The 23,967-nt window shown below is 65.2% G+C and carries 27 protein-coding genes, 1 tRNA gene and 1 pseudogene; 20 read left to right on the top strand and 9 right to left on the bottom strand.

Features of this window, described 5'->3' with window-relative positions:
* The first annotated feature begins 59 nt into the window (after window positions 1-59).
* The 5 genes from ACT17R_RS05210 (at window position 60) to ACT17R_RS05190 (ending at window position 5,190) form a co-directional block, all read left to right on the top strand.
* Entirely contained in the window at window positions 60-1,193 is a 1,134-nt protein-coding gene (locus ACT17R_RS05210) for an alpha/beta hydrolase (RefSeq protein ID WP_444809105.1), read from the top strand.
* Window positions 1,194-2,174: a phosphotransferase family protein gene (locus tag ACT17R_RS05205; protein WP_444809104.1), complete on the top strand. Its 981-nt coding sequence runs from the start codon at window positions 1,194-1,196 to the stop codon at window positions 2,172-2,174.
* A complete protein-coding gene (gene eno / locus ACT17R_RS05200; RefSeq protein ID WP_444809103.1) occupies window positions 2,171-3,469 on the top strand; it encodes a phosphopyruvate hydratase in 1,299 nt (432 codons plus the stop codon). Before ACT17R_RS05205 ends, eno begins: the two co-directional genes overlap by 4 nt.
* A complete protein-coding gene (locus ACT17R_RS05195; protein WP_444809102.1) occupies window positions 3,466-4,386 on the top strand; it encodes an NAD(P)-dependent oxidoreductase in 921 nt (306 codons plus the stop codon). The genes eno and ACT17R_RS05195 overlap by 4 nt, the downstream gene beginning before the upstream one ends.
* A 111-nt stretch (window positions 4,387-4,497) precedes the next feature.
* Window positions 4,498-5,190 carry an alpha/beta fold hydrolase gene (locus tag ACT17R_RS05190; protein ID WP_062901852.1) on the top strand — a complete coding sequence of 231 codons (693 nt, stop codon included), beginning with the start codon at window positions 4,498-4,500 and terminating at the stop codon, window positions 5,188-5,190.
* Between the two features lie 125 nt (window positions 5,191-5,315).
* Here the strand turns inward: ACT17R_RS05190 and ACT17R_RS05185 are convergent, their stop codons facing one another.
* On the bottom strand, window positions 5,316-6,473 hold the full coding sequence (locus tag ACT17R_RS05185; protein WP_444809101.1) for a 5-methyltetrahydropteroyltriglutamate--homocysteine methyltransferase: 1,158 nt from the start codon (window positions 6,471-6,473) through the stop codon (window positions 5,316-5,318).
* Here ACT17R_RS05185 and ACT17R_RS05180 point away from each other — a divergent pair.
* Window positions 6,454-8,019, top strand: a complete 1,566-nt coding sequence (locus ACT17R_RS05180; RefSeq protein WP_444809100.1) for a long-chain-fatty-acid--CoA ligase — start codon at window positions 6,454-6,456, stop codon at window positions 8,017-8,019. The two genes, ACT17R_RS05185 and ACT17R_RS05180, sit on opposite strands and share 20 nt — an antisense overlap.
* Window positions 8,020-8,040: 21 nt before the next feature.
* Here ACT17R_RS05180 and ACT17R_RS05175 read toward each other — a convergent pair whose 3' ends face one another.
* Complete coding sequence (locus tag ACT17R_RS05175; RefSeq protein ID WP_444809099.1) at window positions 8,041-8,538, bottom strand: DUF3237 domain-containing protein; 498 nt, start codon at window positions 8,536-8,538, stop codon at window positions 8,041-8,043.
* A gap of 125 nt (window positions 8,539-8,663) precedes the next feature.
* On the opposite strand from ACT17R_RS05175, the gene ACT17R_RS05170 reads away from it, so the two are divergent.
* Genes ACT17R_RS05170 through ACT17R_RS05160 form a run of 3 tightly spaced genes read left to right on the top strand, consistent with a single transcriptional unit; the run spans window position 8,664 to window position 12,141 of the window.
* Window positions 8,664-10,907 carry a TonB-dependent receptor gene (locus ACT17R_RS05170; RefSeq protein WP_444809098.1) on the top strand — a complete coding sequence of 748 codons (2,244 nt, stop codon included), beginning with the start codon at window positions 8,664-8,666 and terminating at the stop codon, window positions 10,905-10,907.
* Between the two features lie 29 nt (window positions 10,908-10,936).
* Window positions 10,937-11,434, top strand: coding sequence for a nuclear transport factor 2 family protein (locus ACT17R_RS05165; RefSeq protein WP_444809097.1), 498 nt, complete (start codon window positions 10,937-10,939; stop codon window positions 11,432-11,434).
* Window positions 11,431-12,141 (top strand): glutathione S-transferase N-terminal domain-containing protein, encoded by a 711-nt coding sequence (locus tag ACT17R_RS05160; protein WP_444809096.1) that lies wholly within the window; start codon window positions 11,431-11,433, stop codon window positions 12,139-12,141. The genes ACT17R_RS05165 and ACT17R_RS05160 overlap by 4 nt, the downstream gene beginning before the upstream one ends.
* 60 nt (window positions 12,142-12,201) lie before the next feature.
* On the opposite strand, the gene ACT17R_RS05155 is transcribed toward ACT17R_RS05160, so the two are convergent.
* Window positions 12,202-12,969 carry an SDR family NAD(P)-dependent oxidoreductase gene (locus ACT17R_RS05155; protein WP_062901858.1) on the bottom strand — a complete coding sequence of 256 codons (768 nt, stop codon included), beginning with the start codon at window positions 12,967-12,969 and terminating at the stop codon, window positions 12,202-12,204.
* A gap of 104 nt (window positions 12,970-13,073) precedes the next feature.
* Here ACT17R_RS05155 and ACT17R_RS05150 point away from each other — a divergent pair, with 104 nt between their 5' ends.
* The 7 genes from ACT17R_RS05150 to ACT17R_RS05120 are packed head-to-tail and all read left to right on the top strand — an operon-like array spanning window position 13,074 to window position 18,509.
* Complete coding sequence (locus ACT17R_RS05150) at window positions 13,074-14,369, top strand: spinster family MFS transporter (protein ID WP_444809095.1); 1,296 nt, start codon at window positions 13,074-13,076, stop codon at window positions 14,367-14,369.
* Window positions 14,366-15,253, top strand: coding sequence for an SDR family NAD(P)-dependent oxidoreductase (locus ACT17R_RS05145; RefSeq protein ID WP_444809094.1), 888 nt, complete (start codon window positions 14,366-14,368; stop codon window positions 15,251-15,253). The genes ACT17R_RS05150 and ACT17R_RS05145 overlap by 4 nt, the downstream gene beginning before the upstream one ends.
* Before the next feature lie 10 nt (window positions 15,254-15,263).
* Window positions 15,264-15,659: a nuclear transport factor 2 family protein gene (locus ACT17R_RS05140; RefSeq protein WP_341681547.1), complete on the top strand. Its 396-nt coding sequence runs from the start codon at window positions 15,264-15,266 to the stop codon at window positions 15,657-15,659.
* A gap of 12 nt (window positions 15,660-15,671) precedes the next feature.
* Window positions 15,672-16,319, top strand: a complete 648-nt coding sequence (locus ACT17R_RS05135; RefSeq protein ID WP_058812518.1) for a carboxymuconolactone decarboxylase family protein — start codon at window positions 15,672-15,674, stop codon at window positions 16,317-16,319.
* Entirely contained in the window at window positions 16,316-17,230 is a 915-nt protein-coding gene (locus tag ACT17R_RS05130; protein WP_444809093.1) for an SMP-30/gluconolactonase/LRE family protein, read from the top strand. Before ACT17R_RS05135 ends, ACT17R_RS05130 begins: the two co-directional genes overlap by 4 nt.
* A gap of 42 nt (window positions 17,231-17,272) precedes the next feature.
* Window positions 17,273-17,896 carry a glutathione S-transferase family protein gene (locus tag ACT17R_RS05125; protein ID WP_444809092.1) on the top strand — a complete coding sequence of 208 codons (624 nt, stop codon included), beginning with the start codon at window positions 17,273-17,275 and terminating at the stop codon, window positions 17,894-17,896.
* Window positions 17,897-17,915: 19 nt separating this feature from the next.
* Complete coding sequence (locus ACT17R_RS05120; protein ID WP_058812516.1) at window positions 17,916-18,509, top strand: VOC family protein; 594 nt, start codon at window positions 17,916-17,918, stop codon at window positions 18,507-18,509.
* Window positions 18,510-18,572: 63 nt separating this feature from the next.
* Here the strand turns inward: ACT17R_RS05120 and ACT17R_RS05115 are convergent, their stop codons facing one another.
* The 3 genes from ACT17R_RS05115 to ACT17R_RS05105 all read right to left on the bottom strand — a co-directional run bounded on the left by ACT17R_RS05115 (window position 18,573) and on the right by ACT17R_RS05105 (window position 19,964).
* On the bottom strand, window positions 18,573-19,004 hold the full coding sequence (locus ACT17R_RS05115; protein WP_444809091.1) for an addiction module antidote protein: 432 nt from the start codon (window positions 19,002-19,004) through the stop codon (window positions 18,573-18,575).
* 204 nt (window positions 19,005-19,208) lie between these two features.
* Complete coding sequence (bfr, locus tag ACT17R_RS05110; protein WP_003049525.1) at window positions 19,209-19,691, bottom strand: bacterioferritin; 483 nt, start codon at window positions 19,689-19,691, stop codon at window positions 19,209-19,211.
* Between the two features lie 99 nt (window positions 19,692-19,790).
* The gene (locus ACT17R_RS05105) at window positions 19,791-19,964 is read right to left on the bottom strand and encodes a (2Fe-2S)-binding protein (RefSeq protein ID WP_003049527.1); all 174 of its coding nucleotides are present in this window, start codon (window positions 19,962-19,964) and stop codon (window positions 19,791-19,793) included.
* Window positions 19,965-20,161: 197 nt separating this feature from the next.
* On the opposite strand from ACT17R_RS05105, the gene purS reads away from it, so the two are divergent.
* Window positions 20,162-20,392 (top strand): phosphoribosylformylglycinamidine synthase subunit PurS, encoded by a 231-nt coding sequence (purS, locus tag ACT17R_RS05100; protein ID WP_058812514.1) that lies wholly within the window; start codon window positions 20,162-20,164, stop codon window positions 20,390-20,392.
* Between the two features lie 22 nt (window positions 20,393-20,414).
* On the top strand, window positions 20,415-21,080 hold the full coding sequence (gene purQ / locus ACT17R_RS05095; protein ID WP_062768115.1) for a phosphoribosylformylglycinamidine synthase subunit PurQ: 666 nt from the start codon (window positions 20,415-20,417) through the stop codon (window positions 21,078-21,080).
* On the opposite strand, the gene ACT17R_RS05090 is transcribed toward purQ, so the two are convergent.
* Window positions 21,042-21,431, bottom strand: a complete 390-nt coding sequence (locus ACT17R_RS05090) for a hypothetical protein (protein ID WP_444809090.1) — start codon at window positions 21,429-21,431, stop codon at window positions 21,042-21,044. The genes purQ and ACT17R_RS05090 overlap by 39 nt on opposite strands.
* 5 nt (window positions 21,432-21,436) lie before the next feature.
* Window positions 21,437-22,183, bottom strand: coding sequence for a queuosine precursor transporter (locus ACT17R_RS05085; RefSeq protein WP_444809089.1), 747 nt, complete (start codon window positions 22,181-22,183; stop codon window positions 21,437-21,439).
* Window positions 22,184-22,255: 72 nt separating this feature from the next.
* Here ACT17R_RS05085 and ACT17R_RS05080 point away from each other — a divergent pair.
* Together ACT17R_RS05080 and ACT17R_RS05075 are read left to right on the top strand one after the other, a co-directional pair.
* Window positions 22,256-22,332 (top strand) — tRNA-Arg (locus ACT17R_RS05080).
* A gap of 60 nt (window positions 22,333-22,392) precedes the next feature.
* Window positions 22,393-22,710: a hypothetical protein gene (locus ACT17R_RS05075; protein WP_444809088.1), complete on the top strand. Its 318-nt coding sequence runs from the start codon at window positions 22,393-22,395 to the stop codon at window positions 22,708-22,710.
* Between the two features lie 195 nt (window positions 22,711-22,905).
* On the opposite strand, the pseudogene ACT17R_RS05070 reads toward ACT17R_RS05075, so the two are convergent.
* Window positions 22,906-23,946, bottom strand: a pseudogene (locus tag ACT17R_RS05070) (recombinase family protein); the annotation flags it as partial.
* Between the last annotated feature and the right edge of the window lie 21 nt (window positions 23,947-23,967).

Below are 23,967 nucleotides of genomic sequence, written 5' to 3'. Positions count from 1 at the left end.
AATGGATCCCGGATCAAGTCCGGGATGACGATTATGAGATATAACAGGCAGGAGAGACGATGATGGTGGACCCGAACGGGATTGCAGGACTGGACGCACAATTCATCGGCCGCACGTCGCCGACCGCGCCGCGGATTCAGGCGGGCGGCCATCCCTGTCAGGGCATATATTGGACCGAGGCGGGCAAGCGGCCCAAGGTCGCGATCATCGCCACCCACTATAATGTCGATTTTTCCGAACATTATATCGCACCCTATTTCGCCCGCGCCGGTTTCGGCTTTCTCGGCTGGAATACGCGCTATCGCGGGTTCGAGGACCAGTTCCTGCTCGAACATGCCATCCTCGACATCGGGGTCGGAATGAAGTGGCTGAAACAAGAGGCCGGGGTCGAACAGATCGTGATCCTCGGCAATTCGGGCGGCGGCTCGCTGATGGGCGCCTATCAGGCCGAAGCGATCGCGCCGACCTTGACCGACCGGCTGCCGTCAATCGGTCAGGATGCGCTGGCGCAGCTCATCAGGGGCGATCTCTATATCAGCTTCAACGCCCACCAGGGACGTCCCGAGGTGCTGACCGACTGGATGGACGCGTCGGTGATCGACGAAAATGATCCGACGCTGACCGATCCCGAGCTCGACCCGTTCAATCCCGACAATGGCCCGCCCTATTCGGACGCCTTCATCGAAAAATACCGCGCGGGCCAGCGCGCGCGCAACCAGCGCATCACCGATTGGGCAAAGGCCGAACTCGCGCGGCTCAATGCGGCCGGAATCCCCGACCGCATCTTTCCGATGTTCCGCTGCTGGGGCGACATCCGCTGCGTCGATCCGGCGATCGATCCGTCGGACCGCAAGCCCAACTGGTGTTATCGCGGCGACCCGGCAATCGCCAACCGCACCCCCAGCATCGGCCGCGCCAATACGATCAAGACCTGGCTCAACATGTGGAGCCTCGAAACCTCGCCGTGCCAGGGGCAGCCGCACCTCGCCAAGCATGACACGCCCGCGCTGGTGGTACAGGGGCTCGCCGACACCGGCGTCTTCCCCAGCGATGCGCGCAAGATCTTCGACTTTCTCGGTACCGCGGACAAAGGGCTCGAACTGATCCCCGGCGCGCATTATTTCGAGGATTCGATCGAAGAACGGCAAAATGCCGCCGATCTGGTCAGCGGCTGGATCCGGGAGAAGCTGTAAGTGGAAACGGCGACCGCCGACATCATTGCGGGATTGCGCGCGGCCGGGCTGGCGGGCGAGGGCGAGGTCGTCCTCGAGCCATTGACCGGCGGCGTGTCCTGCGACGTGTGGCGGGTCGACGGCCCGGCGGGGCCGATCGTCGTCAAGCGGCCGCTCGAGCAATTGCGTGTCGCCGCCGAATGGCACGCACCGGTCGAACGCGGCGCGAGCGAAGTGCGCTGGCTGCGCCGGGCGCGCGGCGTCGATCCGCATCTGGTGCCCGAGGTGCTGGCCGAATTGCCCGGCCACGGCTTCGCGATGCGCTTCCTGCCGGATTGTCCGGTGTGGAAGGATGAATTGATCGCGGGCCGTGTCGATCCGGCGTTCGCGGCGGCTGTCGGTCGCGGCATCGTGGCGGTCCACGCCGCGACCGCGAACAGCGCCGCCGACCGCGACGCCTTTCCGACCGATGCGATGTTCCGCGCGCTGCGCGTCGATCCCTTTCTGCTGTTCGTTGCGCAAAAGGATGCCGAGCTTGCGCCGGCGCTCTACGCGCTCGCCGACGACCTCTCGTCGCGCAAGGTGGCGCTCGTTCACGGCGACGTCAGCCCCAAGAATATTCTCGTCGGTGCAGACGGGCCGGTGTTCCTTGACGCCGAATGTGCAGTCTATGGCGACCCGGCGTTCGACCTAGCCTTTTGCACCACGCATCTGCTGCTGAAGGCGGTGTGGCTGGGGAACGAACGGCTCGGCGAGGCCGCGGCGGCACTGGTCGAGGCCTATCGCGCCGGCATCGATTGGGAAGACGCCGACGCGCTGGCGCTGCGCGCCGGCAAACTGACCGCCGCGTTGCTGCTCGCGCGGGTCGAGGGCAAATCGCCCGCGCCCTATCTGACCGACAGCCATCACAAACAAATCGTGCGCGATCAGGCGCGTACGTTGCTGCTCGCGCCAGCGCCCATCGATGCGCTCGTCGCAAACTGGAAAAGGACCAAGGAATGACGTCGCCTATCGCTTCGGTTACCGGCCGCCAGCTTTGGGATTCACGTGGCCGCCCCACGGTCGAGGCCGAAGTTATACTCGAATCGGGCGCGGTTGGCCGCGCCATTGCGCCCGCCGGTGCCTCGCGCGGCGCGCATGAGGCGATCGACCTGCGCGACGGCGGCCCGGCCTTCGGCGGCTATGGCGTCAATGGCGCGGTCGCCGGGATCGGGGCCGAGATCGCGCCCGCGCTGATCGGCATGGATGCGGGCGATCAGACGGCGGTCGACAAGGCGCTGTGCGATCTCGACGGCACCCCGAACAAGGCGCGGCTGGGGGCGAATGCGGTCGTTGCGGTGTCGATGGCGGTGCTGCACGCGGCCGCCGCCGACGCGCGGTTGCCGCTGTGGCGCTACCTCGCCGGGGACCGCAAAGTCCGCATCCCGCTGCCCGAGATCCAGATTTTCGGCGGCGGGGCGCATGCCGGGCGGCGTACCGACGTGCAGGATTTCATGATCATGTGCCCCGCGGCGGGCAGCTTTCGTCGCGCGCTCGAAATCACCGATGATGTGTATCGCGCCGCGGGCAAGCTGATGGAAGCCAAGGGGCCGCTGTCGGGGGTCGCCGACGAAGGCGGCTGGTGGCCGAATTTCGCCTCGAACGAGGATGCGCTGGGCACGCTGACAAAGGCGATCGAGGCCAGCGGGCACCGCGCGGGCGAAGACGTCTTCATCTCACTCGACATTGCGGCGAACGAACTCGGCGATGCGTCAGGCTACAGCCTCGCGCTCGACGAGGGGCGGTTGACGAGCGAGGACATGGCGGCGCGCATCGTCGAATGGGCGGGGCGCTATCCGATCCTGTCGATCGAAGACCCGGCGGGGCAGGATGACTGGACCGCGATGGCGGCGGTCACCGCGGCCATCGGCGACCGGGTGCAGATCATCGGCGACGATGTGCTCGTCACCAATGCGGCGCGCGTCGAGCGCGCGGGCGATGCGGCGGTGTGCAATGCGGCGCTGATCAAGGTGAACCAGGTCGGTACCGTCACCGAAGCGAAGGCCGCGCTCGACGCCGCGGTCGCGCGCAGCTGGGGCGCGATCGTCTCGGCGCGCTCGGGCGAGAGCGAGGATGTCACGATCGCGCATCTCGCCACCGGCTGGGACGCGGGGCAATTGAAGGTCGGCAGCTTTACCCGCTCCGAACGGATGGCGAAGTGGAACGAGATGCTGCGGATCGAGGAAGCGATGGGCGCCGATGCCGAATTTGCCGGCTTTTCGGCCTTTGCGGGGTCGATCGGGCGGGTCGCGGCATGATCGTTCTCCACGCCCGCCCAAGCCCCGGTTTCCGCGCGGCGGTCGATGCCGTCTTTGGCGCGGGCGTCGTGACGCATGTCGACGAAGCCGCACCGCTCGACGCGGTGGCTGGCGAGATCACCGCGCTGCTCCATGTGCTGACCCCGGTTACGGCCGACTTCATCGCTTCGGCGCCCAGGCTCAAGCTGATCCAGAAGCTCGGCGTCGGCGTGAACACGATCGCGCTCGACGCGGCGCGCGAGCATGGCGTCGCGGTGTGCAACATGCCGGGCACCAACAGCCAGGCGGTCGCCGAAATGGCGCTGTCGCTGATGATGGCGGTGCTGCGCCGCACCTGCTTCTTCGACGCACGGACCCGCGCCGGCGAAGGCTGGACCGCCGATCCGTCCGAACTCGATTCGGTGGGGGAGGTCGGCGGGCGCACCGTGGGGCTTGTCGGGTTCGGCAATTCGGCGCAACTGCTCGCGCCGGTGCTCGCCGCGCTGGGGGCGCGGGTGGTCTTTACGGCGCGGAGCGAGCGCGACGGGCCTTATGAATTTCTGCCGCTTGGCCAGTTGCTCGCGGAGAGCGATATCGTCTCGCTGCACATCCCGCTGACCGAAGAGACGCGCGCCAGCATCGACCCGTTCGCGATGAAGCAGGGCGCGATACTGGTGAACACCGCGCGCGGCGAACTGGTCGACGAGGAGCGGCTGGTCGCGGCCCTGACCGCGGGCCATCTGCGCGGCGCGGGGCTCGACGTGTTTGCGGAGGAGCCGTTGCCGCGCGGGAATCCGCTGCTCGGCCTGCCCAATGCGGTGCTCGCGCCGCATATCGCATGGCTTACGCCCGAGACGCTCGTGCGCAGCCTGACGGTGGCGCATGAGAATTGCCGTCGGCTGGGGGCGGGCGAAGCGCTGCTGCATCAGGTGGTATGAAACATTTCGTCATTGCGAGCGGAGCGAAACAATCCAGTGCGGTTTACGCCTGCTCTGGATTGCCGCGTCGCCTTGGGCTCCTCGCAATGACGACGCTTTAGGATTGACCCCATGACGCTTCCGATCGTCCTCATCACCGGCCAGCTATTGACCGACGCGGTATGGCAGCCGCTCCTTGACGCGTGGACCGACCGCGAGGTCATCGTCGCAGATAACCGCTGCGACGATACGATCGCGGGTTTCGCGCAGCGCCTGCTCGACAATGCGCCGCCGAAATTCGCGCTGGTCGCGCACGCCATGGGCGGCTTCATCGCCTTCGAGGTGATGCGCCGGGCGCCCGAGCGGGTTGCGAAGCTGGTGCTGATCTCGACGCTCGCCTCGGCCGATGGTCCAGGGCAGACCGCGCGGCGGCAGGGCTATATCGACCTCGTGACAAGCGGCCGGTTCGATCAGGTGGTCGAGGAGCGCATCCCGATCCTGTTTCCCGAAGAAAAGCGCGGCGACGCGCGCCTGCTCGGCATCGCGCGGCAGATGGCGGCGGATACCGGCGCCGATACCTTCCTTGCGCAGCAGCGCGCGATCATGGCGCGCATCGACAGCCGCCCGCGCCTGGGCGAGATTGCGGTGCCGACCCTGCTGATCTGGGGCGACAAGGATGGTATCACCAGCCGCGCGCACCATGACGAGATACTGGACGCGATTCCGGGCGCGCGGCTGGAGGTAATCGCGGGGGCAGGGCATCTGCCGATGGTCGAGGCGCCGGAGTTGGTGGTGCCGTTGTTGACGGATTTCATCGACGCCTGACCTCCCCTCCCGCAAGCGGGAGGGGCAGCGAGAGTTGTGAGCTTGCTCGCTACTCGCAGCGGGGTGGGCCAGGGCGGCGTCGCTGCCCACCCCCGACCCCTCCCGCAAGAGGGAGGGGAGAGTGGTTACTTCAGCTCCGCCCGCACCAGCGCCGCCCCGTCGACCATCGCCTTCAGCTTCGCCTGGCTATGGTCGCGGCTGTGATATTTCATCCCGCAATCGGGCGCGATCCACAGCCGTTCGGCGTCGACATAGCGCAGCGCCTCGCGGATGCGGCCCGCGACGATTTCGGGCGTCTCCACCTCGGGCATCGACAGGTCGAGCACCCCGTACATGATCGTCTTGGTCGGCAGTTCGGCGAGGATCGCGGGGTCGAGCCCCGGCTGCGCCGCCTCGATCGAAATCACGTCGATCGCCGACGCTTCGAGTTCGGCGAGGAAATCATAGGCCTTCGGCTTCGGCCCCGTCGCGCCCGCGCTGTGGTGCACCATCGCATAGCCGAAGCAGATATGCAGCGCGGTCGTGCCGCCGACGCCGTCGAGCGCGCGGTTGATCGCCTCGATCGCATAGGCGTTCGCCTCGGCGGCGCGCGCCTGCAGATAGGGTTCGTCGAGTTGGACGACATCGACGCCGGCGGCGAACAGATCCTTCACCTCGGCATTGACCGCATCGGCATAATCCATCGCGAGCGATCTGAGGTCGGGATAATAGGCGTTCTCGGCCTGCTGGGTCATGGTGAAGGGGCCGGGCAGGGTCAGCTTGACCGGCTTGGTTGAATGGCGGCGCAGAAAGGCGGCGTCCTGCGCCTCGATCGGCGCCACGCGGCGGATCGGGCCCGAGACGAGCGGTACCGGATTGGCGTTGCCGGTGCGGTCGATCGCGGTGCCATGCTGTTCGGTGTCGATCCCCGACAGCGCGGTCGCGAGCCGGTTCGAATAGCTTTCGCGGCGCATCTCGCCGTCGCCGACGATGTCGATGCCCAGCTCTTCCTGATCGCGGATCGCCATCAAGGTCGCGGCCTCCTGTGCATCCGCCAGCCAGGGTTCGGGGATGCGCCACAAAGTCTCGGCACGCACGCGCGGCGGCAGGCTGGCCTTCAATCGTTCGCGGTCGATCAGCCAATCGGGTTGGGGGTAGCTTCCGACGATCGTTGTCGGCAGGATGGGGTGATCGAACAAGGCGGATCCTCTCGCTTTTTTGCTGGCCAAGTATTTGCTTAGTATTCTATCTAATTCAAGATCAAAGTGACGATGGGAGAGCGAAATGATCGATCTGGAGGCCATTCGGACGCTGGCCGATATTCCGGCGGCGCAGGCGCGCGCGCGTGGGCAGGCGGTCGCGGTCAAATATGGAGATCGCGAAACGAGTTTTGCCGCGCTTGATGCGCAGTCGAACCGGGTCGCGAACGCGCTGCTGGCGTCGGGGGTGGGGCCTGGCGACCGGGTGTCGGTGCTGACCAAGAACCACGACGCCTGGTATCCGCTCTTCTTCGGCACCGCGCGTGCGCGCGCCTGCCTGGCGCCGATCAACTGCCGCCTCGCCGCGGGCGAGATCGGTTTCATTTTGGGCGACGCGGCGCCGAAGCTGCTCTTCGTGGGCGAGGATTTCTTCGACACCGCGCTGGCCGCGGTCGCCGGGCTTGCCGAAAAGCCGCGGTTGGTGGTGCTTTATGGCGCGCACCCCGACTTCGAAAGCTTCGACGCCTGGCTCGGCGATGCGGCCGCGACCCCGCCCACCGACGCGCCGCAACTCGCCGACGATGTGTTGCAGCTCTATACGAGCGGCACCACCGGGCGGCCCAAGGGCGTCGTGCTCGCCAACAAGAACTACCGCCGCTTCCTCGAAATGGCGACCGAGGTCGATGGCTTCGCCTATGGCGAGGACGAAACGGTGATGATCGTGATGCCGCTGTTCCACGTCGCCGGCACCAATGTCAGCTTTTCGGGGCTGGCGCAGGGCGGGCGGCTGGTGCTGGTCAAGGATTTCGCCGCGGACGATGCGGTGCGGATGCTGACGGAGGAACGCGTTGCGCACGCCTTCCTCGCGCCCGCGATGATCCAGATGATGCTGCAACAGCCCGCCGCAGCGACAGGCGACTATTCGGCGTTGCGGTCGATCGCCTATGGCGCCTCGCCAATCGCGGAGGATGTGCTGCGCCGCGCGCGCACGACCTTTGGCTGCGATTTCGTGCAATTCTATGGCATGACCGAAAGCTCGGGCGGCGGCTCCTACCTCTCGCCCGCCGCGCACGACCTGCCCGGCAAGCTTACCTCGTGCGGTCAGCCCTGGCCGCAGACCGAGATGGCGATCCTTGATGGCGAGGGGCGGCCGCTCGGCGACGGTGAGATCGGCGAGATCGCGATCCGCGGCGACATTGTGATGAAGGAATATTGGAACCGCGCCGAGGCGACCGCCGAAACCGTGATCGGCGGCTGGCTGCACACCGGCGACGTCGGCTATCGCGACGCCGACGGCTTTTACTTCGTCCACGACCGGATCAAGGACATGATCGTGTCGGGCGGCGAGAATGTCTATCCGGCCGAGGTCGAAAGCGCGATCATGGGCTGCCCCGGCGTCGCCGATGTTGCGGTCATCGGCGTGCCCGACGACAAATGGGGCGAGGCGGTAAAGGCGCTGGTCGTCCCCGCGCCCGGCGCCACGGTCGAGCCCGCCGATGTCATCGCATGGGCGCGCGAGCGCATCGCTGCCTACAAGGCGCCGAAGAGCGTCGAGACGATCGACGCGTTGCCGCGCAACCCGTCGGGCAAGGTGCTGCGTCGCGAACTGCGCGCGCCTTATTGGGAAGGCCGCGACCGCGCTGTGGGCTAGGGCCCCGACTCTAGGGGCGCCCTACAATATTTCGTGGATCACATGGCGCACGCCGAAGTCGGTGCGTTCGCCCACGCCGACGGCGAGCAGGCCGTTGAGCCAGTCGTATCGGGGACTCGCGGTCTCGAACACGGGCGCGATTCGCAGATAATAAAGCGCGGGATCGACATAGGGCGCGGCAGGGTCGGCGAAGGCAGCGCGGACGTCATCGGGGATCAGGCTGCGCCCCGTATAGCTGAGGTAGATGAGCGCGCCGTCGTCGGTCTGCCACACCGCGCGCGCGTCGAAGGTGCCGACCGACGCCGCCTCGCCCAGCCGCCCGCTGCGCGACCAATTGCCGCCACCCGGCAGAACGATACCCTTGATTCGCGGTCCGAAAAATCGTCCGCCCGTGATATAGCCGAGCCGCTGGTCGCCGAAAGGCGAGGCGCCGATCCCGATCAGGCCGCCCCCCACCTCGAACTCCACGGTGCACAAGGGGCGGCTCGCAAGCGCGCTCTGGCGATTTTCGTTGGTCATAATCGGGAATCCTCTCTTGAAACTCTGGACAAGCATAAAACCATTAGTATACTAAGGGTCAATCAGATTGACGGATCGGACGGAGAAACCGGTACCGTTGCACTAGGCTCTATGGGAGGGTGAAGATGAAGGCTCGACATTCGAATCTGCTCGCTGGCGTCGCGACGCTTGCGATGCTGGCTACCGCCGCGCCGGCGATGGCGCAGACTGCCGACGATGGCGCCGATACGTCCGCGGAAGCAAGCGGCAGCGGCAATGAAATCATCGTGACGGCGCAAAAGCGCGCCCAGAACATCCAGGATGTTCCGATCTCGATGGAGGTCGTCAGCGGCCAGCGGCTCGACGATTTCAACTCGAACGACATCAAGGCGGTGATGAATTACACGCCGAACGTCTTCGTCCAGTCGACCGCGGGCAACGACGTGATCTACATTCGCGGCTTCGGCTCGCCGCCGGCGAACTTCGCCTTCGACCAGTCGGTCTCGCTCTATGTCGACGGCGTCTACGCCGGCCGGTCGCGTCAGGCGCAGGCACCCTTCTTCGACCTCGCGCGCGTCGAGGTGCTGCGCGGTCCGCAGGGCGCCCTGTTCGGCAAGAACACCGCGGCCGGCGCGGTCAGCGTCGTGTCGGCGGGGCCGACCGACCAGTTCGAAGGCAAGCTGACCGCCAATTATAACTTCGATTTCAAGGGCACCGACTTTTCGGGCTATCTGTCGGGGCCGCTGACCGACACGCTGAGCGCGCGCCTCGCGATGAAGGTGCTCAACCAGCAGGGCTATATCCGCAACCTCGCGACCGACCATGACGATCCGGAGATCAAGCAGCAGCTTCTCCGCCTGACGATGAAATGGGAACCGTCGGCCAATTTCGATTACACCGCGAAGGTCGAATATGCGAACCGCGATGTCGTGGGCGGCATTACCGTGTCGAGCCCGCTGACCAGCGCGCAGGATCCGCACCTTACCCGATATCTCGACAAGTCGGCGCTCGGCGATGAAGGGACCAAGACCAAATCGGTCATGATATCGGGCACCGGCAACATCGCGATAGGCGACTATACGCTGACGTCGGTGACCGGTTACAGCTGGTTCAACGCCAATATCGTCAACGGCTTCGATCAGACGATTCCGGGCGGCGGCGGCGCGTTTACCAACAATTCGGTATACAACAGCTTCCCCGAACGCTTCGAGCAATTCTCCCAGGAAATTCGCCTGTTGTCGCCGACCGGCCGCACCTTCGATTTCATCGTCGGCGCTTATTACGACCATGGCAAATACCGGCTCGACCAGCTGCAGGGCTTCAATATCGCCAACCTGTTCGGTTCGCCCTATTTCGGCCGCATCGACAGCCGCTTCAACCAGACGTCGGACAGCTGGTCGCTCTTCGGACAGGGTACGCTGAACCTGGCCGACACCTTCCGCGTGATCGGCAGCCTGCGTTACAGCCACACGAGCAAGGACGCCGATTTCGCCTCGCGGCTGGTCTATGGCCCGTTTGCGATCCGTCCGATCTCCAGCGCGGTCGGTTCGCTCAGCGAAGGCAATGTCGATCCGTCGGTGACGGTGCAGTTCGACGTCGCACCGCGCATCATGCTCTACGCGACCTATGGCCGCGGGTCGAAGTCGGGCGGCTTCGTGTCGAATACCCTCGGCACGACGAACGCGACCTTCGCGTTCAAGCCCGAGCGTTCGACCAACTATGAAGCGGGCGTCAAATCGACGCTGTTCGACGGCAAGGTCGTCGCCAACGTCTCGGTCTATGACACCCAGTTCAAGAATCTGCAGGTTTCGGTCTATCAGCCGGCAACCTCCAGCTATCTGACCGGCAACGCCGCGAGCGCGACGTCGAAGGGCATCGAAGGATCGTTGGCGCTCTATCTGTCGCCCAACCTCGATATCACCGCATCGGGTGCCTATCAGGACATAAAATATGATGATTATCCGGGGGCTGCCTGCCTTGCGTCGCAGCCGAGCACCTGCACGCCGGCGACCAACAATCTTGCCGGCTATCGTCTCGCCTACACGTCAAAATGGACCGGCAATGTCTCGGCGCATGGCCGCGTGCCGCTGGGCGATGATCTGAAGCTCGACATCACGGGCGTCGCGGCGGGCCGCTCGAAATATTTCGACTCGGACAATCAGAGCCCGATTTTCGGCATCCAGAAAGGCTATGTGAAGCTCGACCTGCGCGTGCAGCTTTCGGATGCGGACGAGCGCTGGTTCCTGGCCTTCGTCGGCAAGAATCTGACCAACGAGCTGACGACGGGCAGCGCGTTCAACCTGCCGGCGCCGATCACCGCGGTTCCGCGCGCGATTCTCTATCTCGAGCCGCCGCGCAACCTGTCGATCGAAGCCGGCTTCAAATTCTAGCAGTCCCGCTAGCTGGCAGTCCCACTAGAATGCCGACGGACGCGGCCGCTATCGACGCATTCTTTGACCGGGAAGCGGCGGTGGCGGTCGTGACCGCTTATGCCACCGCGCTCGATACGCGCGACTGGGGCGCGTATCGAGCGCTGTTCGCCGACCGGATCGCGATCGACTATGGCGCGATCGGGTCGATCGTCGCGACGATCGATGCCGATGAATGGACGCGCCGCTGCCGCGCGCTCGAGGGTTTCGACGCGACCGCGCACCGGCTGCACAATGTACGCGCCGAGATCGAGGGCGATCGCGCCGTGGTGACGGGAATCGTCGATGCGGCGCACTTCATTACCGTCGATGGCGCCGCGCTGATGGGCGACGTTGTCGGTCATTACACCCACCATCTGATCCGCGACGGGCGATGGCGGATCGCGGGTGTCACGCTCACCGTTGCGGGCTACCCGGCGGGGAAGCCTGCCTTCGACGCCGCATTTGCCGCCGCCCGCGCCCGTTTTGCCGAAAGAGGAATTGCATGATCGAGGTTTATTTCACCCCCACGCCCAACGGGCACAAGGTTTCGATCATGCTTGAAGAGACGGGCTTGCCGCACAGCCTGCTCAAGATGGATGTGCTCGCGGGCGATCATCTCACCCCCGACTTTCGGCGCATCAACCCCAACGGACGCCTGCCCGCGATCGTCGACCATGAACCGATCGGCGGTGGGGCGCCGCTGCCTGTCTTCGAAAGCGGCGCGATCCTGCTTTATCTTGCCGAAAAGAGCGGCAAGTTCCTGCCCGAAAATCCGCGCCGTCGCAGCCAGGCGCAGCAATGGCTGATGTGGCAGATGGCCAGCTTCGGGCCGATGCAGGGGCAGGCGCATCATTTCATCCGCTACGCACCCGAAGGCCAGACCTACCCGACCGAGCGCTACCGGAACGAGACGGTTCGCCTGCTGCACGTTCTGAACGGACGCCTGTCCGAGGCAGACTATCTGGCCGAGGAATATAGCATCGCCGACATGGCGGCCTGGCCCTGGGCGCGCGCGGTGCAGCTGATCGGGCTGACGCTCGACGATTATCCTGCCGTTGCCGACTGGTTCGCGCGCGTGGGCGAGCGGCCGGCGGTGATTGCCGGAACCGACGTCAAGAATGCCGCCAACCTTGCGAGCGCGCGGCCCGTGCTGACCGAGGAGCAATGGTCGAACCTGTTCGGCAAGAATATGCTCGCCGCGCCGACGCGCTGACCTCCTGCGCCATTGCGAAGAGCGAAGCGACGCGGCTTCGCCCGCAATGACGAGCGTGGATCAGACCGTATCGGCATGACCCCACTGATATTCGATCTTTCCGGCGAGCCGCCGCACCGCGAGCCAGTCGCCCCCGGCCAAACCGTCATCCTCGATCAGCGCGATGACGCCGCCGGCGATATCCCTGGGTTCGCAGGCTTCATTATTGGCAAGCACTTGCTCCATCCACTCCGATTTGCCGCCCGCGCCCGTGGTGTCGAGGATCGGTGTATCGACAAGGCCCGGCAGCATCCCCGCGACGCGGACGTTGCATTCGGCCTTCAGCGGCGCGCAGCAGCGGGTGAACATCATCACCGCCGCTTTGGTCGTCGCATACATCGTATCGTAAAATCCGGTGCCGAGCGCGACGGTCGACACGGTGTTGACGATCACCCCGCCGCCGCGGCGGCGCATCGCCTGCACGGCGATCTGCGTCGCGGCGATCAGCGAGGTCACATTGACGTCGATGATCCAGCGGATGCGCGCCGCGTCGACGTCGGGAAATTGCGGCAGTCCCGATACGACCCCGGCATTGTTGTGGAGAATGTCGACGTCGCCATGCGCCGCGAACCAGGCTTCGGTCGCGGCGATGTCGGACAGGTCGAGGCGGTGGACCGTCGCTCGCGCGCCCGCCGCCTCGACGCGACCCGCCGTTTCGCGCAGGTCGATTTCGTTGACGTCGACAAGTGCGATCGCGGCGGCGCCGCGCTCGGCAAGCGCAACGGCGGTGGCGCGGCCGATGCCGCTCGCGGCCCCGGTAACGATGGCGGTTTTACCCTTGATATCCATTGCTCTCTCCCGTTCGATGTCGCCTTACCGTAAAGCACATTGACAGATAAACTTAAATACCTAAGTATTTTGACCCGACAAGAATCACATGTTTGGGGAGAGCTATGACGCAAGCCACCGCCCTTGATGCGGGCGCCGCGCCGGCCGACCGTTCGATCGCCGTCCGCCGCAATTTTGCGCTCGCGATGCTGTTCCTGGTTGGCACGATCAACTTCGTCGACCGTCAACTGCTGTCGGTGCTCGTCGAACCGATCCGCGCCGATATGCAGTTCAGCGATACGCAGTTCGGCTTGCTCACCGGCCTTGCCTTCGCGCTCTTCTATGCGGCGATGGGCGTCCCGGTCGCGATGATCGCCGACCGGTGGAACCGGGTGAAGCTGATCGGTATCGCCTGCGTGGTGTGGAGCGGCTTCACCGCCGCGTGCGGCATGGTGTCGAACTTCTGGCAACTGGCGCTGATGCGCTTCGGCGTCGGCGCGGGCGAGGCGGGGGGCACCGCCCCGTCGCTGTCGGTGATCGCCGATTATTACCCGCCCGATCGCCGGCCGCTGGCGATCGGCCTGTTCACGCTGAACGGTCCGTTCGGCGTGTTCGTCGGCGCCGCCTTCGGCGCCTGGGCGGCGGCCAACATAGGCTGGCGCAATGCCTTCCTGGTCATCGGCGTCGTCGGTATCCTTGTTGCGCCGCTCTTGATCTGGCTGGTCCGCGAACCCGCGCGCGGCGCCATGGACAAGCAGCAGACGGCCGACGAAGCGCTGCCCTTTCGGCAGAGCCTTGCGATGTTCGTGCGCCGCCGGTCGCTGCGCATGGTGATGGTCGGCAGCGGCCTTGCCGCCTTCGTCAGCTATGGCATGCTCAACTGGATCCCGGCCTTCCTGATGCGCACCCAGGGCATGCCGCTCGATGCGATGGCGACCTGGTTCGCGCCCGCCGCCGGCATTACCTTCGGGATCGGCATCCTCGGCGGCGGCTGGCTGGTCAGCCACGTCGCGAAGCGATCGCCGCGCGCCTATGGATCGATTCCCGCTTTGGCCACCGCCGTCCTGATCCCGAGCTTCGCCGCGGCGCTCTTCGTCGATAGCTGGCAAGTGTCGCTTGCGCTGTTGCTGATCCCGATGGCGGCCTGCACCGCCTATGTCGCCCCGGCGCTGGCGCTGGTGCAGAATCTCACCCCGCCGCGCAGCCGCGCGACGGCCGCGGCGGTGCTGATGCTGATGTTCAACATCGTCGGCCTCGGCCTCGGTCCGCTGTTCATCGGCGTGGTGAGCGATTACCTCAAACCGGCCTATGGTGATGAAAGCTTGCGCTGGGCCTTGCTTGCCATCCTTCCCTTTGCCGTCGCCGCAGGGCTGGCCCAGTTCGCGATGACGCGCCACCTCGACCAGGATTTCGCCGAATGACCGATGTTGCAGGCAAGACGGCGTTCGTCACCGGCGGCGCCAGCGGGCTTGGCCTCGCGACGGCGCGGGCGCTGGCGGACAGGGGCGCGCGGCTGGTCCTCTCCGATATCGACGGAGCGGGGGCGGAAGCGGCGGCGGAAAGCCTGCGCGCCGCGGGGGCCGAGGCGATCGGGTTGCAGCTCGACGTGACCGACGAGGCAAGCTGGGCCGATGCCGGTGCCGCCGCGCAGGCTTTCGGCCCGGTACGCATCCTGTTCAGCAATGCCGGTGTGGGCGGCGGTTCGGGGCCGTTCGAGGATTATGACACCGACGTCTGGCGCTGGAACTATGCCGTCAACGCCCATGCGCATCTTTATGCCTGCCGCACCTTCCTCGGTGCGATGAAGGCATCGGGCGAGGCGAGCCACCTCGTTATCACATCGTCGATGGTTGCGATCGTGCCGCCGCCGATCTCGGTCGCCTATATCAGTTCGAAATATGCAACGCTCGGCATCGCGATGGCGCTGCGCAACGAGCTTGCGGGCACCTGCGTCGATATTTCGGTCCTGATGCCGGGGATGTCGGCGACGCGCATTGTCGAAACGACGCGCGATCTGCGCCCGGCGCAGGTCGAGGTGGGCCGCGCGGCGGCGACCAGCCAGGCCATGCAGGGCGTGCTTGCGGGCGGGATGGACCCGGCAAAGATCGGCGCGCGCGTCGTCCAGGCGATCGAGAATGGCGACTATTGGATTTTCACCCACCCCGAATGGAAGGCGATGGCCGAACTGGTGACGCGCGACATGCTGACAGCCTTCGGCGAATCCGCCGATCCGGATTACAAGGGCGACGATATCGACGGGCTGATCGCGGCCAATGGCGGCCGCATGTTCGGCGCGCGGATTTGAGGAGAGACTGGTGAGCGAACAGGACGACATTCGCGCCATGGCGACGCGCTTTTTCGACGCGATCGAGCAAGGCGACATCGAAACGATGCAGAACAGTTTCACGCCCGATGCCGAGATATGGCACAATACCGACGAACTGATCGTGACCCCGGCGCAGACGGCGCAGACGCTGACCGGGATGGTCGCGCGCATCAAGGACCGCGAATATGCCGACCGCCGCCTGACCACCTTTCCGGGGGGCTTTGTCCAGCAGCATGTGCTGAAGGGGCGCCGCGTTCACGACGACGGCCCGGTGCGCCTGCCGTGCGCCATCATCTGCGAGGTAGAAAACGGCCGGATCACGCGCCTCGACGAATATTTCGACAGCGCGCACGTCGCCGAATTCCGCAAATTTGCCAACGCCTGAGGAGTCCCTTTCATGCCCGTCTTGCGCCAGGTTCCGCGGTCCGAAGTGACCGACGAGATCGTTCTCGCTTATTATCAGCGCCTGTTCGGCGACCGCGACCCGGTGGCCGAACCCGGTACCGCGACCGGCACGCCGGGCGATTGGTGGACCGTCTATGCGCTGTCGCCCGACATCTTCAAACATGCGGTCGACGGTTTCGCGGTCTATCGCAATCCGGCGCGTTCGATCGACCCGGTGCTGCGCGAGCTTGGGCAGACGCGCGCAGGCTGGGTGAAGGGCAGCCAGTTCGTCTTTTCGCAGCATTGCAAGTCACTGCGCGGTCTGGGGGTCAGCGAAGAGAAGATCGCATCGATCGCCCATTGGCAGGTCGCCGACTGCTATAACGATCAGGAACGCGCCGTCCTCGCCTATGCCGATTGCCTCAGCCAGGCGAACGGCCGCGTCCCGACGGCGGTGTTCGACAAGCTCAAGACCTTCTGGAACGACGAGCAGATTTTCGAGTTCACATACATCACCTGCCTCTATGACATGCACGCGGTCATCACCCGCGCGCTGCGCATGGAGTTCGACGCGCGCGAAGATCCGATCGTCGAGGTCGCGGCCCCCGAAGGCTTCGATGCCGCCGACTTCCTGAGCGCGCCGCGGTCGAAACCCGAATGAGCGACTTCGGCGCGCCCGAGGTCGTCGCCACCGGCCTGCGCTTTCCCGAAGGGCCGGTGCCGATGCCCGACGGGGCGGTGCTGCTCGTCGAGATTGCCCGCGGCACGCTGACCCGCGTCGCCCCGGACGGAAGCCTGTCGATCGTGGCCGAGCTGGGCGGCGGGCCCAATGGCGTGGCGATCGGCCCCGATGGTGCTGCCTATGTCTGCAACAATGGCGGGTTCCAGTGGACCCGGGCGGGGCCGCTGCTCTTTCCGGGTCATGCCGCGCACGACGCCGCCTGCGGCTCGATCCAGCGGGTCGACCTCGCCAGCGGGGCGGTGACGACGCTCTACGACAGTTTCGAGGGCGAGCGGCTGAAGGGGCCGAACGACATCGTCTTCGACCGCGATGGTGGCTTCTGGTTCACCGACCATGGTCAGGTGCGCGGCAGCGGCCGCGATCATGGCGCCATCTACTATGCCAGCACCGACGGCTCCTCGATCACGCGCCAGCGCGCCGAGATGATCGGTCCGAACGGCATCGGCCTCTCCCCCGACGGCGGGACGCTCTACGTCAGCGAGACCATGACCGCGCGCGTCTGGGCGATGGAGGTGGTGGCACCGGGCCAGCTCGCGCCGCCGCCGCCGTGGGCGCCGGGGCGGTTCGTCGGTACGCCGCCCGCCTTCCGCCTGCTCGACAGCCTTGCGATCGAGGAAGGCGGCCGTATCTGTGTCGGCACGATGGTCGAAGGCGGCATCACCATCTTCGATCCTGATGGCGGCGGGTCGGAGTTTCTGCCGCTCCCCGATATCGGCGTGACCAACATTGCGTTTGGCGGCGCCGATCGGCGCGACGCCTATATCACCGCGTCGACCACCGGGACGCTCTACCGCGTCCGCTGGCCGCGCTCCGGCATAACCGTCAATTAAGTTGACGGTTATGCCGGAAGCTGCTAGAAGGATACTGAGAGGATGGCCATGAAATTCTATAATAGCGTCGGCCCCAATCCCCGTGTCGTGAAACTGTTCATGGCGGAAAAGGGGATCAGCCTGCCCGAGGTCGAGATTGACCTGCGCGGCGGTGAAAACCGGCGCCCTCCCTATAACAGCAGCGTGAACCCGGCGGGGCAGACCCCGGCGCTCGAGCTCGACGACGGGACGGTACTGACCGAGATTACCGCGATCTGCGAATATCTGGAGGAGCGCTTCCCCGATCCAGCGCTGATCGGCACGACGGCCGAGGAGCGCGCGGCGACGCGGATGTGGACGCGGCGCGTCGACCTCAAGATTTGCGAACCACTGACCAACGGCTTTCGCTTTGCGGAGGGACTGCCGCTGTTCGAACCGCGCATGCGCTGTCTGCCCGAAGCCGCGGCGGGGCTGAAGGCGATGGCACAGGATGGTCTCAAATGGCTCGATCCGCTGATCGCCGGTCGCGCGTTCATCGCCGGCGACCGCCTGACGCTCGCCGACATCATGCTCTTCGCTTTCCTCGATTTCGGCGCGAGCGTCGGTCAACCGCTCGACCCCGACAACAGGAATATCCTGCGCTGGTACCAGGGCATGAAGGCCCGCCCCGGCGCCAATCCGAACTGAGACGCAAAGGAGACGGACGATGGCAGAAGCGAACAAGGAATTCGAATTTTGCGGGGTCAACCACCTCGCGCTCGTGTGCAAGGACATGGCCAGGACGGTGGAATTCTACCGCGACATTCTGGGCATGCCGCTGACCAAGACGATCGACCTTCCCGGCAATCGCGGCCAGCATTTCTTCTTCGATATCGGCAATGGCGACAGCCTGGCCTTTTTCTGGTTCGACGGTGCGCCCGAAGCGGTGCCGGGAATCTCGGCGCCCGAAGCGCTGCCGACGCAGGGCAATTTCATGTCGGCGCACGGATCGATGAACCATATCGCGATCAATGTGCCCGCCGAGCGCTTCGATGAATATTACGACCGCCTCGTCGAAAAGGGCGTCAAGGTCACCAAGATCCTGAACCACGACAATTCGCCGACGCAATCGTCGGACGAGATGAACGATGATGTGTTCGTCCGTTCGGTCTATTTCTTCGACCCCGACGGCGTGTGCCTCGAATTTGCGGCCTGGACCAAGGTATTCGACGACAGCGACGTCGCGCATGACCCGGTCCGTGCGGACGGAACGAAGGTCGAAGGCATGATCACCGCGCGCAAGCCGGTTCCCGCCGAATAGGCCGAAACAGCGAAACACTCCTCGGGCCCGGCCGCTGTGCCGGGCTCTTTTTGTTGGCGAATCTTAGGCATTCGGCCCGCGGCGCGGCGCCTTGGCGCGGAGGAAATTGCCGAGCGCGACGAACAGCATTTCGCGCGCGTCGCCGCCCAGCATTTCGGCGCTGAGCCAGTCGAACGCCGCGCGGTCGTCGCGACCGGCGGCACCGACCAGCGCCGCGAGCAACGCTTCGTCGAAGCTGGCGCGCGGGCAGCAGGGCGGGGCGACCGCGAAGGGGTCGGGCCAGCAATGACCGATCGCCTCCACGACGAGACGGTAGCGGCGCGCCGCGAGGATGTTGCCCCAGCGCCGTTCGAGTTCGGGCATCGGGTCGCGCTCGCTGCGATGGCACAGCACGCAATAGCGCAGCGCGAGAACCGCCTGCGCCGCGCCGACCGGCAGGTCGCGTACGAACGGCTGTTCGGTCAGGCGGCGGACAAGCGTGCTGGTTTCCATCATTCCTCCCATCGATGGCCCAAATCCGCGGCGCATCGGCATGCAGCCCGGTCCCTCCGAAAAAGATGCCGGCTGCCGCAGGGCCGCAGCAGCCGGCAGGAGGGGACTGCGTAAACAGAGCTATTGATAGTCATTAGCAAAAACAAGCAAAAAATGAGGCGCCCGCAGGCGCCCCCAAAAAATCCATGGATTTTTGTCGTTCCGGCGTCAGTCGTCGCCGGCGGGCTTCGACTGGAGCTGGACGTAATTTTCCATTCCCATGCGCTCGATCATCTCGAACTGCTTCTCCAGCTCGTCGACATGATGCTCTTCGCTTTCCAGAATGTCGGCGAACAGATCGCGGCTGACATAGTCGCGCACGCTTTCGCTATGCGCGATCGCGTCCTTGAGCAGCGGGATCGCCTCTTCCTCGAGCGCGAGGTCGGCCTTGAGGATCTCTTCGACTGTTTCGCCGACGCGCAGCCGTCCGAGCAGCTGGAAATTGGGCAGGCCGCCCAGAAAGAGGATGCGGTCGGCCAGCTTGTCGGCGTGCTTCATCTCGTCGATCGATTCCTCGCGCTCGAAATGCGCAAGACGCGCGACGCCCCAATTGTCGAGCATGCGATAGTGCAGCCAATATTGGTTGATCGCCGTCAGCTCGTTCTTGAGCGCTTCGTTGAGAAAATCGATGACCTTGGGGTCGCCCTTCATTGTCCGTCCTGTCCTTGTCGGGTGGGGTGAGAAGACAGGATTATAGGCGCCCCGACCCGTTCAGGCCAAGCTGAAAAGTGGCGGAAATCTCGGAAAAATTCAGGCGGTCGCTGTGATGTCGCTGATGATATTGCGAGCGAAAGGCAGGCATTGACCGCATTTGGGTTTGCGACCCAGTTGCGCATAGGCGGCCTTGGCGCAGCGCAACTGGCCGTCCTTTGCGACGTCGCGCAAATCGCGTTCCCTTATTGCGTTGCAGACACAGACGACCATGTGCGAATCCTTCTCAACAAGGCTGATCTAGGGATAGTGCGAGGGATTCGCAACAGGAAAGTTGCGAGCGGTTCGCATTTTCCGGGTGCGGCCGATTTGCCGCGCTGGCCCCTTGCCCGCGCGGCGATTCGCGGGCATAGGCGCGCCCATCCTCCCCGGCCCGAACCCGCCCGGCCGAAACATGAAGGGACGCGCCCATGAAAGTGAATGTCTATGTGACGCTCAAGCCCGGGGTGCTCGACCCGCAGGGCAAGGCGATCCATCATGCGCTCGAAGGGCTGGGCTTCGGCGGCGTGGCCGATGTGCGCGCCGGACGCTTCATCGAACTCGACGTGGCCGACGGCACCAGCGATGCCGATCTCGACGCGATGTGCGCAAAGCTGCTCGCCAACACGGTGATCGAAAACTACCGCATCGAACGCGCCTGACCGCCGCGAAGGAGCCTTGCTCATGAAGACCGCCGTCATCGTCTTTCCCGGCTCCAACTGCGATCGCGACATGGCCGTCGCGCTCGAAACCGTGACCGGCGTCAAGCCCGCGATGGTTTGGCACCGCGAGACGGCGCTTCCGGACGGCACCGATTTCATCGCGCTGCCCGGCGGCTTTTCCTATGGCGATTATCTGCGCTCGGGCGCGATGGCGGCGCGGTCGCCGATCCTGCGCGCCGTTGCCGACGCCGCGGCGCGCGGCGTGCCGGTGCTGGGCGTATGCAACGGCTTTCAGGTGCTGACCGAGGCGCAGTTGCTGCCCGGCGCGCTGATGCGCAACGCGGGCCTCAATTTCGTCTGCCGCACGGTGCCGCTGACCGTCGCCAACAGCCAGTCGCTGTTCACCGCCGCCTATCGCGCGGACGAGACAATCCATATTCCGGTCGCCCATCATGACGGCAATTATTTCGCCGACGCCGACACGCTCGACCGTATCGAGGGCGAGGGGCGCGTGGCCTTTCGCTATGCCGACAGCGTCAACGGCTCGGCACGCGCCATCGCAGGCGTGCTCAACGATGCGGGCAATGTCCTCGGCATGATGCCGCATCCCGAACGCGCGATCGACCGCGCGCATGGTGGCACCGATGGGCTACGCCTGTTCGAAGCTGCGCTCGGCGTTCTCGCCTGATATAGCCGCCGGCGCTGGCGCATCGGCGCGCGGCCCCAGCCAGCGTCCGACGATCAACAGCACCGTCGGCCAGAACATCGTGTTCCAGATATCGTGCCAGTGCGCGGCGTCGGGCTGGATCGCCGAGCGGCTGATCTCGGCCTGAAGGTCGAGCCATTCGCCGCCGCACGCCATGACAAGTACCGCAACCCAGGCGATCAGTCCGACACCGCGCCGCCGCCAGATCAGCCGCACCGCCAGAAACAGCGCCAGCCCGAAATAGATATGCAGCGCGTCCTTGCCGAGCCCGACCGAGGCGACGATCGACAGCTTGTGCTCCTCGAACAGCGCGGCGAGCAGGGTCAGCGTCACGCGGATCAGACCTTGGCGCGGAAGGGGGTAAAATCGGTTCCCTCGTCAAACACGTCGACGCCCTCGCGGCGCTTGAGCGTGCCGACCACCAGATAGGTGACGGGGGTCAGCGCCGCCTCCCAGGCGGTCTTGATGAACCATTGCGACAGCACGACCTGATAAAGCTGCTCGGGAGGCCAGCCGGCGAGTCCGTAAAAGGCGAGCGGGTAGAAGATCAGGCTGTCGAGCCCCTGGCCGACGATCGTCGACCCGATGGTGCGCATCCACAGATGCCGGCCCTCGGTCCACAGCTTCATGCGCGCGAGGACATAGCTGTTGGCGAATTCGCCGACCCAGAAGGCGGTCATCGAGGCGATGACGATGCGCCAGCTGTTGCCGAACACGAACTCATAGGCCGCTTGCCCCGGCCAGTCGCGCGCCGGCGGCAGCGCGACGACGACCCACGCCATGAACGCCATGAAGACGAGCGCGGCGAACCCGGTCCAGATCACCCGGCGCGCCCGCGCATAGCCATAAACCTCGGTCAGGACGTCGCCGATGATATAGCTGATCGGAAAGAAGAGCACGCCCGCGCCAAAGGCCCATTCGGTGCCCCCGGGCAGGGTGACATAGCTCGGCTTCGATGCCCCGATGATGTTGCTGAGCAGCAGGATCGCGACAAAGGCCGCCATCACCAGATCATAATAGCGGAACTGGTGCACGCTGGCGGCGCGGACGTGCACGGGATGGGCGGGCGGCGGAGACTCGGTCATCGCCGCATTGCTTAACCGGCTTTGCAGCCCTCGCAAACCACGCTATTCGCGCGATCCACAGCCTTGGTGCACGCGCCCGTAGCTCAGCTGGATAGAGCACCCGCCTTCTAAGCGGGTGGTCGCAGGTTCGAATCCTGCCGGGCGCACCACTTCGGAACAAAGCTGGGCACGGCGCCCGGCTTTGTTTCGGCGGCTCCCGCGATCAGCGCTTGCAGCAGATTGCTTTTCGAGCCGAGAATCCGAACCTCCCCGACATCGACCTCCACCCGCTGTGCCAGCGCGCGGACATGCTCGCGGCGATAGCCGCCTCCCTCAATTCGCATTCTCTGGCGCGCGGCGGCGGCGAACTTCGCCAGCAATTCAGGCGCGACCGCCTTCTGGCCCGCAGCGCTGAGCGAGGCCGTCACGCGCTCCGCATCGGCCTTCGCCTGATCGCGCGTCGCCTTGAGCGTTGCGATGCGCTCCTTGAGGTCAGGATCGTCCACATCGGCAATGCCGTTCTCGATTGCGTCAAAGAGTCGCTTTAGCCGTAGGTCGGTCTCGGTGGCTCGCTTGTTGAGATCGGCCACATGGGCGCGCTTGCGCGTCGCCTGTTCCTGCCGCCGATCCAGCACGGCGGACAAAATGACTTCCAGCCGGTCGGGCTGGAGAAGCCTGTCCTCCAAATGCTTGGCTACCAGATCATCCAGCCGCTCCATTGGGACACTCATCCCGGTGCAAGCGGTCGGTCCCTGCCGCGCCTTGGTCGAGCAGGCGTAATAGCGATACTGCCCGCCCTTGCCGGTGCGGATGGTCATCGCGCCGCCGCACTTCGCGCAATGAATGAGGCCTGTAAGGAGCGTAGGACCGCTTCCAACGCGAGGCGGCACCTTCTTGGGGTTGCGGGCCTGCAAGTGCGCCTGCACCCCGTCAAACGTCTCCTGATCGATGATCGGCGGCACATCGACCACGACGGCCTCAGACTTCGGCTTGAGTTTCCTGTCCTTGCCTCGCCGATTGAACTCGTGGCGTCCGGCATAGGTTGAGCGGGTCAGAATCTGGTGGACAGCGCCGAGGCCCCAGCGCCCGCCGTCGCGGGTGCGAATGGACCTCTCGTTGAGCCAAGCCGCGATGGCCTTGACTCCCATCGAACCTGCCACGCCATCGCCCTCTAAGGCGAGCCGGAAAATGGTCCGCACGGTCTCGGCATGGAAGGGGTCTATCTCCAACCGCTTTTTGACTTTGGCGCCGCGTTGCTCGGCAGCAACCACGCGGTAGCCAATCGGCGGCAGCGATCCGTTCCAGAAGCCTTGGCGGGCATTCTCGCGCATGGCGCGCAGGACGTGCTTGGCGGTTTCTTTCGACTGATACTCGTCGAACAGCGCCATAATCTGCCGCATCATGACGTGCATGGGATCGTCGCCCATTTCTTGCGTGATGGAGACCAGCTTCACGCCGTTCTTGGCGAGCTTGCGGATATAAAACTCCAGCTCGAAATGATCGCGGAAGAAGCGCGAGAAGCTGTGGACCACCACGAGGTCAAACGGCGCAGGTTTCGACGTCCCGGCCTCGATCAGTCTCTGGAACTCCGGGCGGCGATCATTCGTCGCGGAGGCGCCGGACTCGACATAGGTATCGACGACCTTGAGACCGCGCGCTGCGCACCAGCCTTCGCCCTGCCGCTGCTGGTCGGGGATCGACACGTCATGTTCGGCTTGCCGCGCCGTCGAGACGCGAAGATAGAGCGCCGCACGCGCCCCCGTGATGGTCTGCGGCGCGGTCATGGCACTCTCCAATAGGTCTGC

Source organism: Sphingopyxis sp. Q841 (assembly GCF_052384365.1).
Taxonomy (GTDB): Bacteria; Pseudomonadota; Alphaproteobacteria; order Sphingomonadales; family Sphingomonadaceae; genus Sphingopyxis; species Sphingopyxis terrae_A.
Note: the sequence above shows the minus strand (reverse complement) of the source record. Positions and strands in the feature narration are given on the sequence as shown.

What these genes read in the sequence shown, in the direction of transcription:
- ACT17R_RS05155 (WP_062901858.1), bottom strand. Translation starts at nt 12,969, where the DNA reads ATGGATATCAAGGGTAAAACCGCCATCGTTACCGGGGCCGCGAGCGGC.
- ACT17R_RS05190 (WP_062901852.1), top strand. Translation starts at nt 4,498, where the DNA reads ATGACGCTTCCGATCGTCCTCATCACCGGCCAGCTATTGACCGACGCG.
- ACT17R_RS05145 (WP_444809094.1), top strand. Translation starts at nt 14,366, where the DNA reads ATGACCGATGTTGCAGGCAAGACGGCGTTCGTCACCGGCGGCGCCAGC.
- ACT17R_RS05120 (WP_058812516.1), top strand. Translation starts at nt 17,916, where the DNA reads ATGGCAGAAGCGAACAAGGAATTCGAATTTTGCGGGGTCAACCACCTC.
- ACT17R_RS05170 (WP_444809098.1), top strand. Translation starts at nt 8,664, where the DNA reads ATGAAGGCTCGACATTCGAATCTGCTCGCTGGCGTCGCGACGCTTGCG.
- ACT17R_RS05105 (WP_003049527.1), bottom strand. Translation starts at nt 19,964, where the DNA reads ATGGTCGTCTGTGTCTGCAACGCAATAAGGGAACGCGATTTGCGCGAC.
- ACT17R_RS05115 (WP_444809091.1), bottom strand. Translation starts at nt 19,004, where the DNA reads ATGATGGAAACCAGCACGCTTGTCCGCCGCCTGACCGAACAGCCGTTC.
- ACT17R_RS05175 (WP_444809099.1), bottom strand. Translation starts at nt 8,538, where the DNA reads ATGACCAACGAAAATCGCCAGAGCGCGCTTGCGAGCCGCCCCTTGTGC.
- ACT17R_RS05085 (WP_444809089.1), bottom strand. Translation starts at nt 22,183, where the DNA reads ATGACCGAGTCTCCGCCGCCCGCCCATCCCGTGCACGTCCGCGCCGCC.
- ACT17R_RS05165 (WP_444809097.1), top strand. Translation starts at nt 10,937, where the DNA reads ATGCCGACGGACGCGGCCGCTATCGACGCATTCTTTGACCGGGAAGCG.
- ACT17R_RS05180 (WP_444809100.1), top strand. Translation starts at nt 6,454, where the DNA reads ATGATCGATCTGGAGGCCATTCGGACGCTGGCCGATATTCCGGCGGCG.
- purS (WP_058812514.1), top strand. Translation starts at nt 20,162, where the DNA reads ATGAAAGTGAATGTCTATGTGACGCTCAAGCCCGGGGTGCTCGACCCG.
- ACT17R_RS05210 (WP_444809105.1), top strand. Translation starts at nt 60, where the DNA reads ATGATGGTGGACCCGAACGGGATTGCAGGACTGGACGCACAATTCATC.
- ACT17R_RS05185 (WP_444809101.1), bottom strand. Translation starts at nt 6,473, where the DNA reads ATGGCCTCCAGATCGATCATTTCGCTCTCCCATCGTCACTTTGATCTT.
- ACT17R_RS05125 (WP_444809092.1), top strand. Translation starts at nt 17,273, where the DNA reads ATGGCCATGAAATTCTATAATAGCGTCGGCCCCAATCCCCGTGTCGTG.
- ACT17R_RS05195 (WP_444809102.1), top strand. Translation starts at nt 3,466, where the DNA reads ATGATCGTTCTCCACGCCCGCCCAAGCCCCGGTTTCCGCGCGGCGGTC.
- ACT17R_RS05135 (WP_058812518.1), top strand. Translation starts at nt 15,672, where the DNA reads ATGCCCGTCTTGCGCCAGGTTCCGCGGTCCGAAGTGACCGACGAGATC.
- ACT17R_RS05130 (WP_444809093.1), top strand. Translation starts at nt 16,316, where the DNA reads ATGAGCGACTTCGGCGCGCCCGAGGTCGTCGCCACCGGCCTGCGCTTT.
- eno (WP_444809103.1), top strand. Translation starts at nt 2,171, where the DNA reads ATGACGTCGCCTATCGCTTCGGTTACCGGCCGCCAGCTTTGGGATTCA.
- purQ (WP_062768115.1), top strand. Translation starts at nt 20,415, where the DNA reads ATGAAGACCGCCGTCATCGTCTTTCCCGGCTCCAACTGCGATCGCGAC.
- bfr (WP_003049525.1), bottom strand. Translation starts at nt 19,691, where the DNA reads ATGAAGGGCGACCCCAAGGTCATCGATTTTCTCAACGAAGCGCTCAAG.
- ACT17R_RS05160 (WP_444809096.1), top strand. Translation starts at nt 11,431, where the DNA reads ATGATCGAGGTTTATTTCACCCCCACGCCCAACGGGCACAAGGTTTCG.
- ACT17R_RS05150 (WP_444809095.1), top strand. Translation starts at nt 13,074, where the DNA reads ATGACGCAAGCCACCGCCCTTGATGCGGGCGCCGCGCCGGCCGACCGT.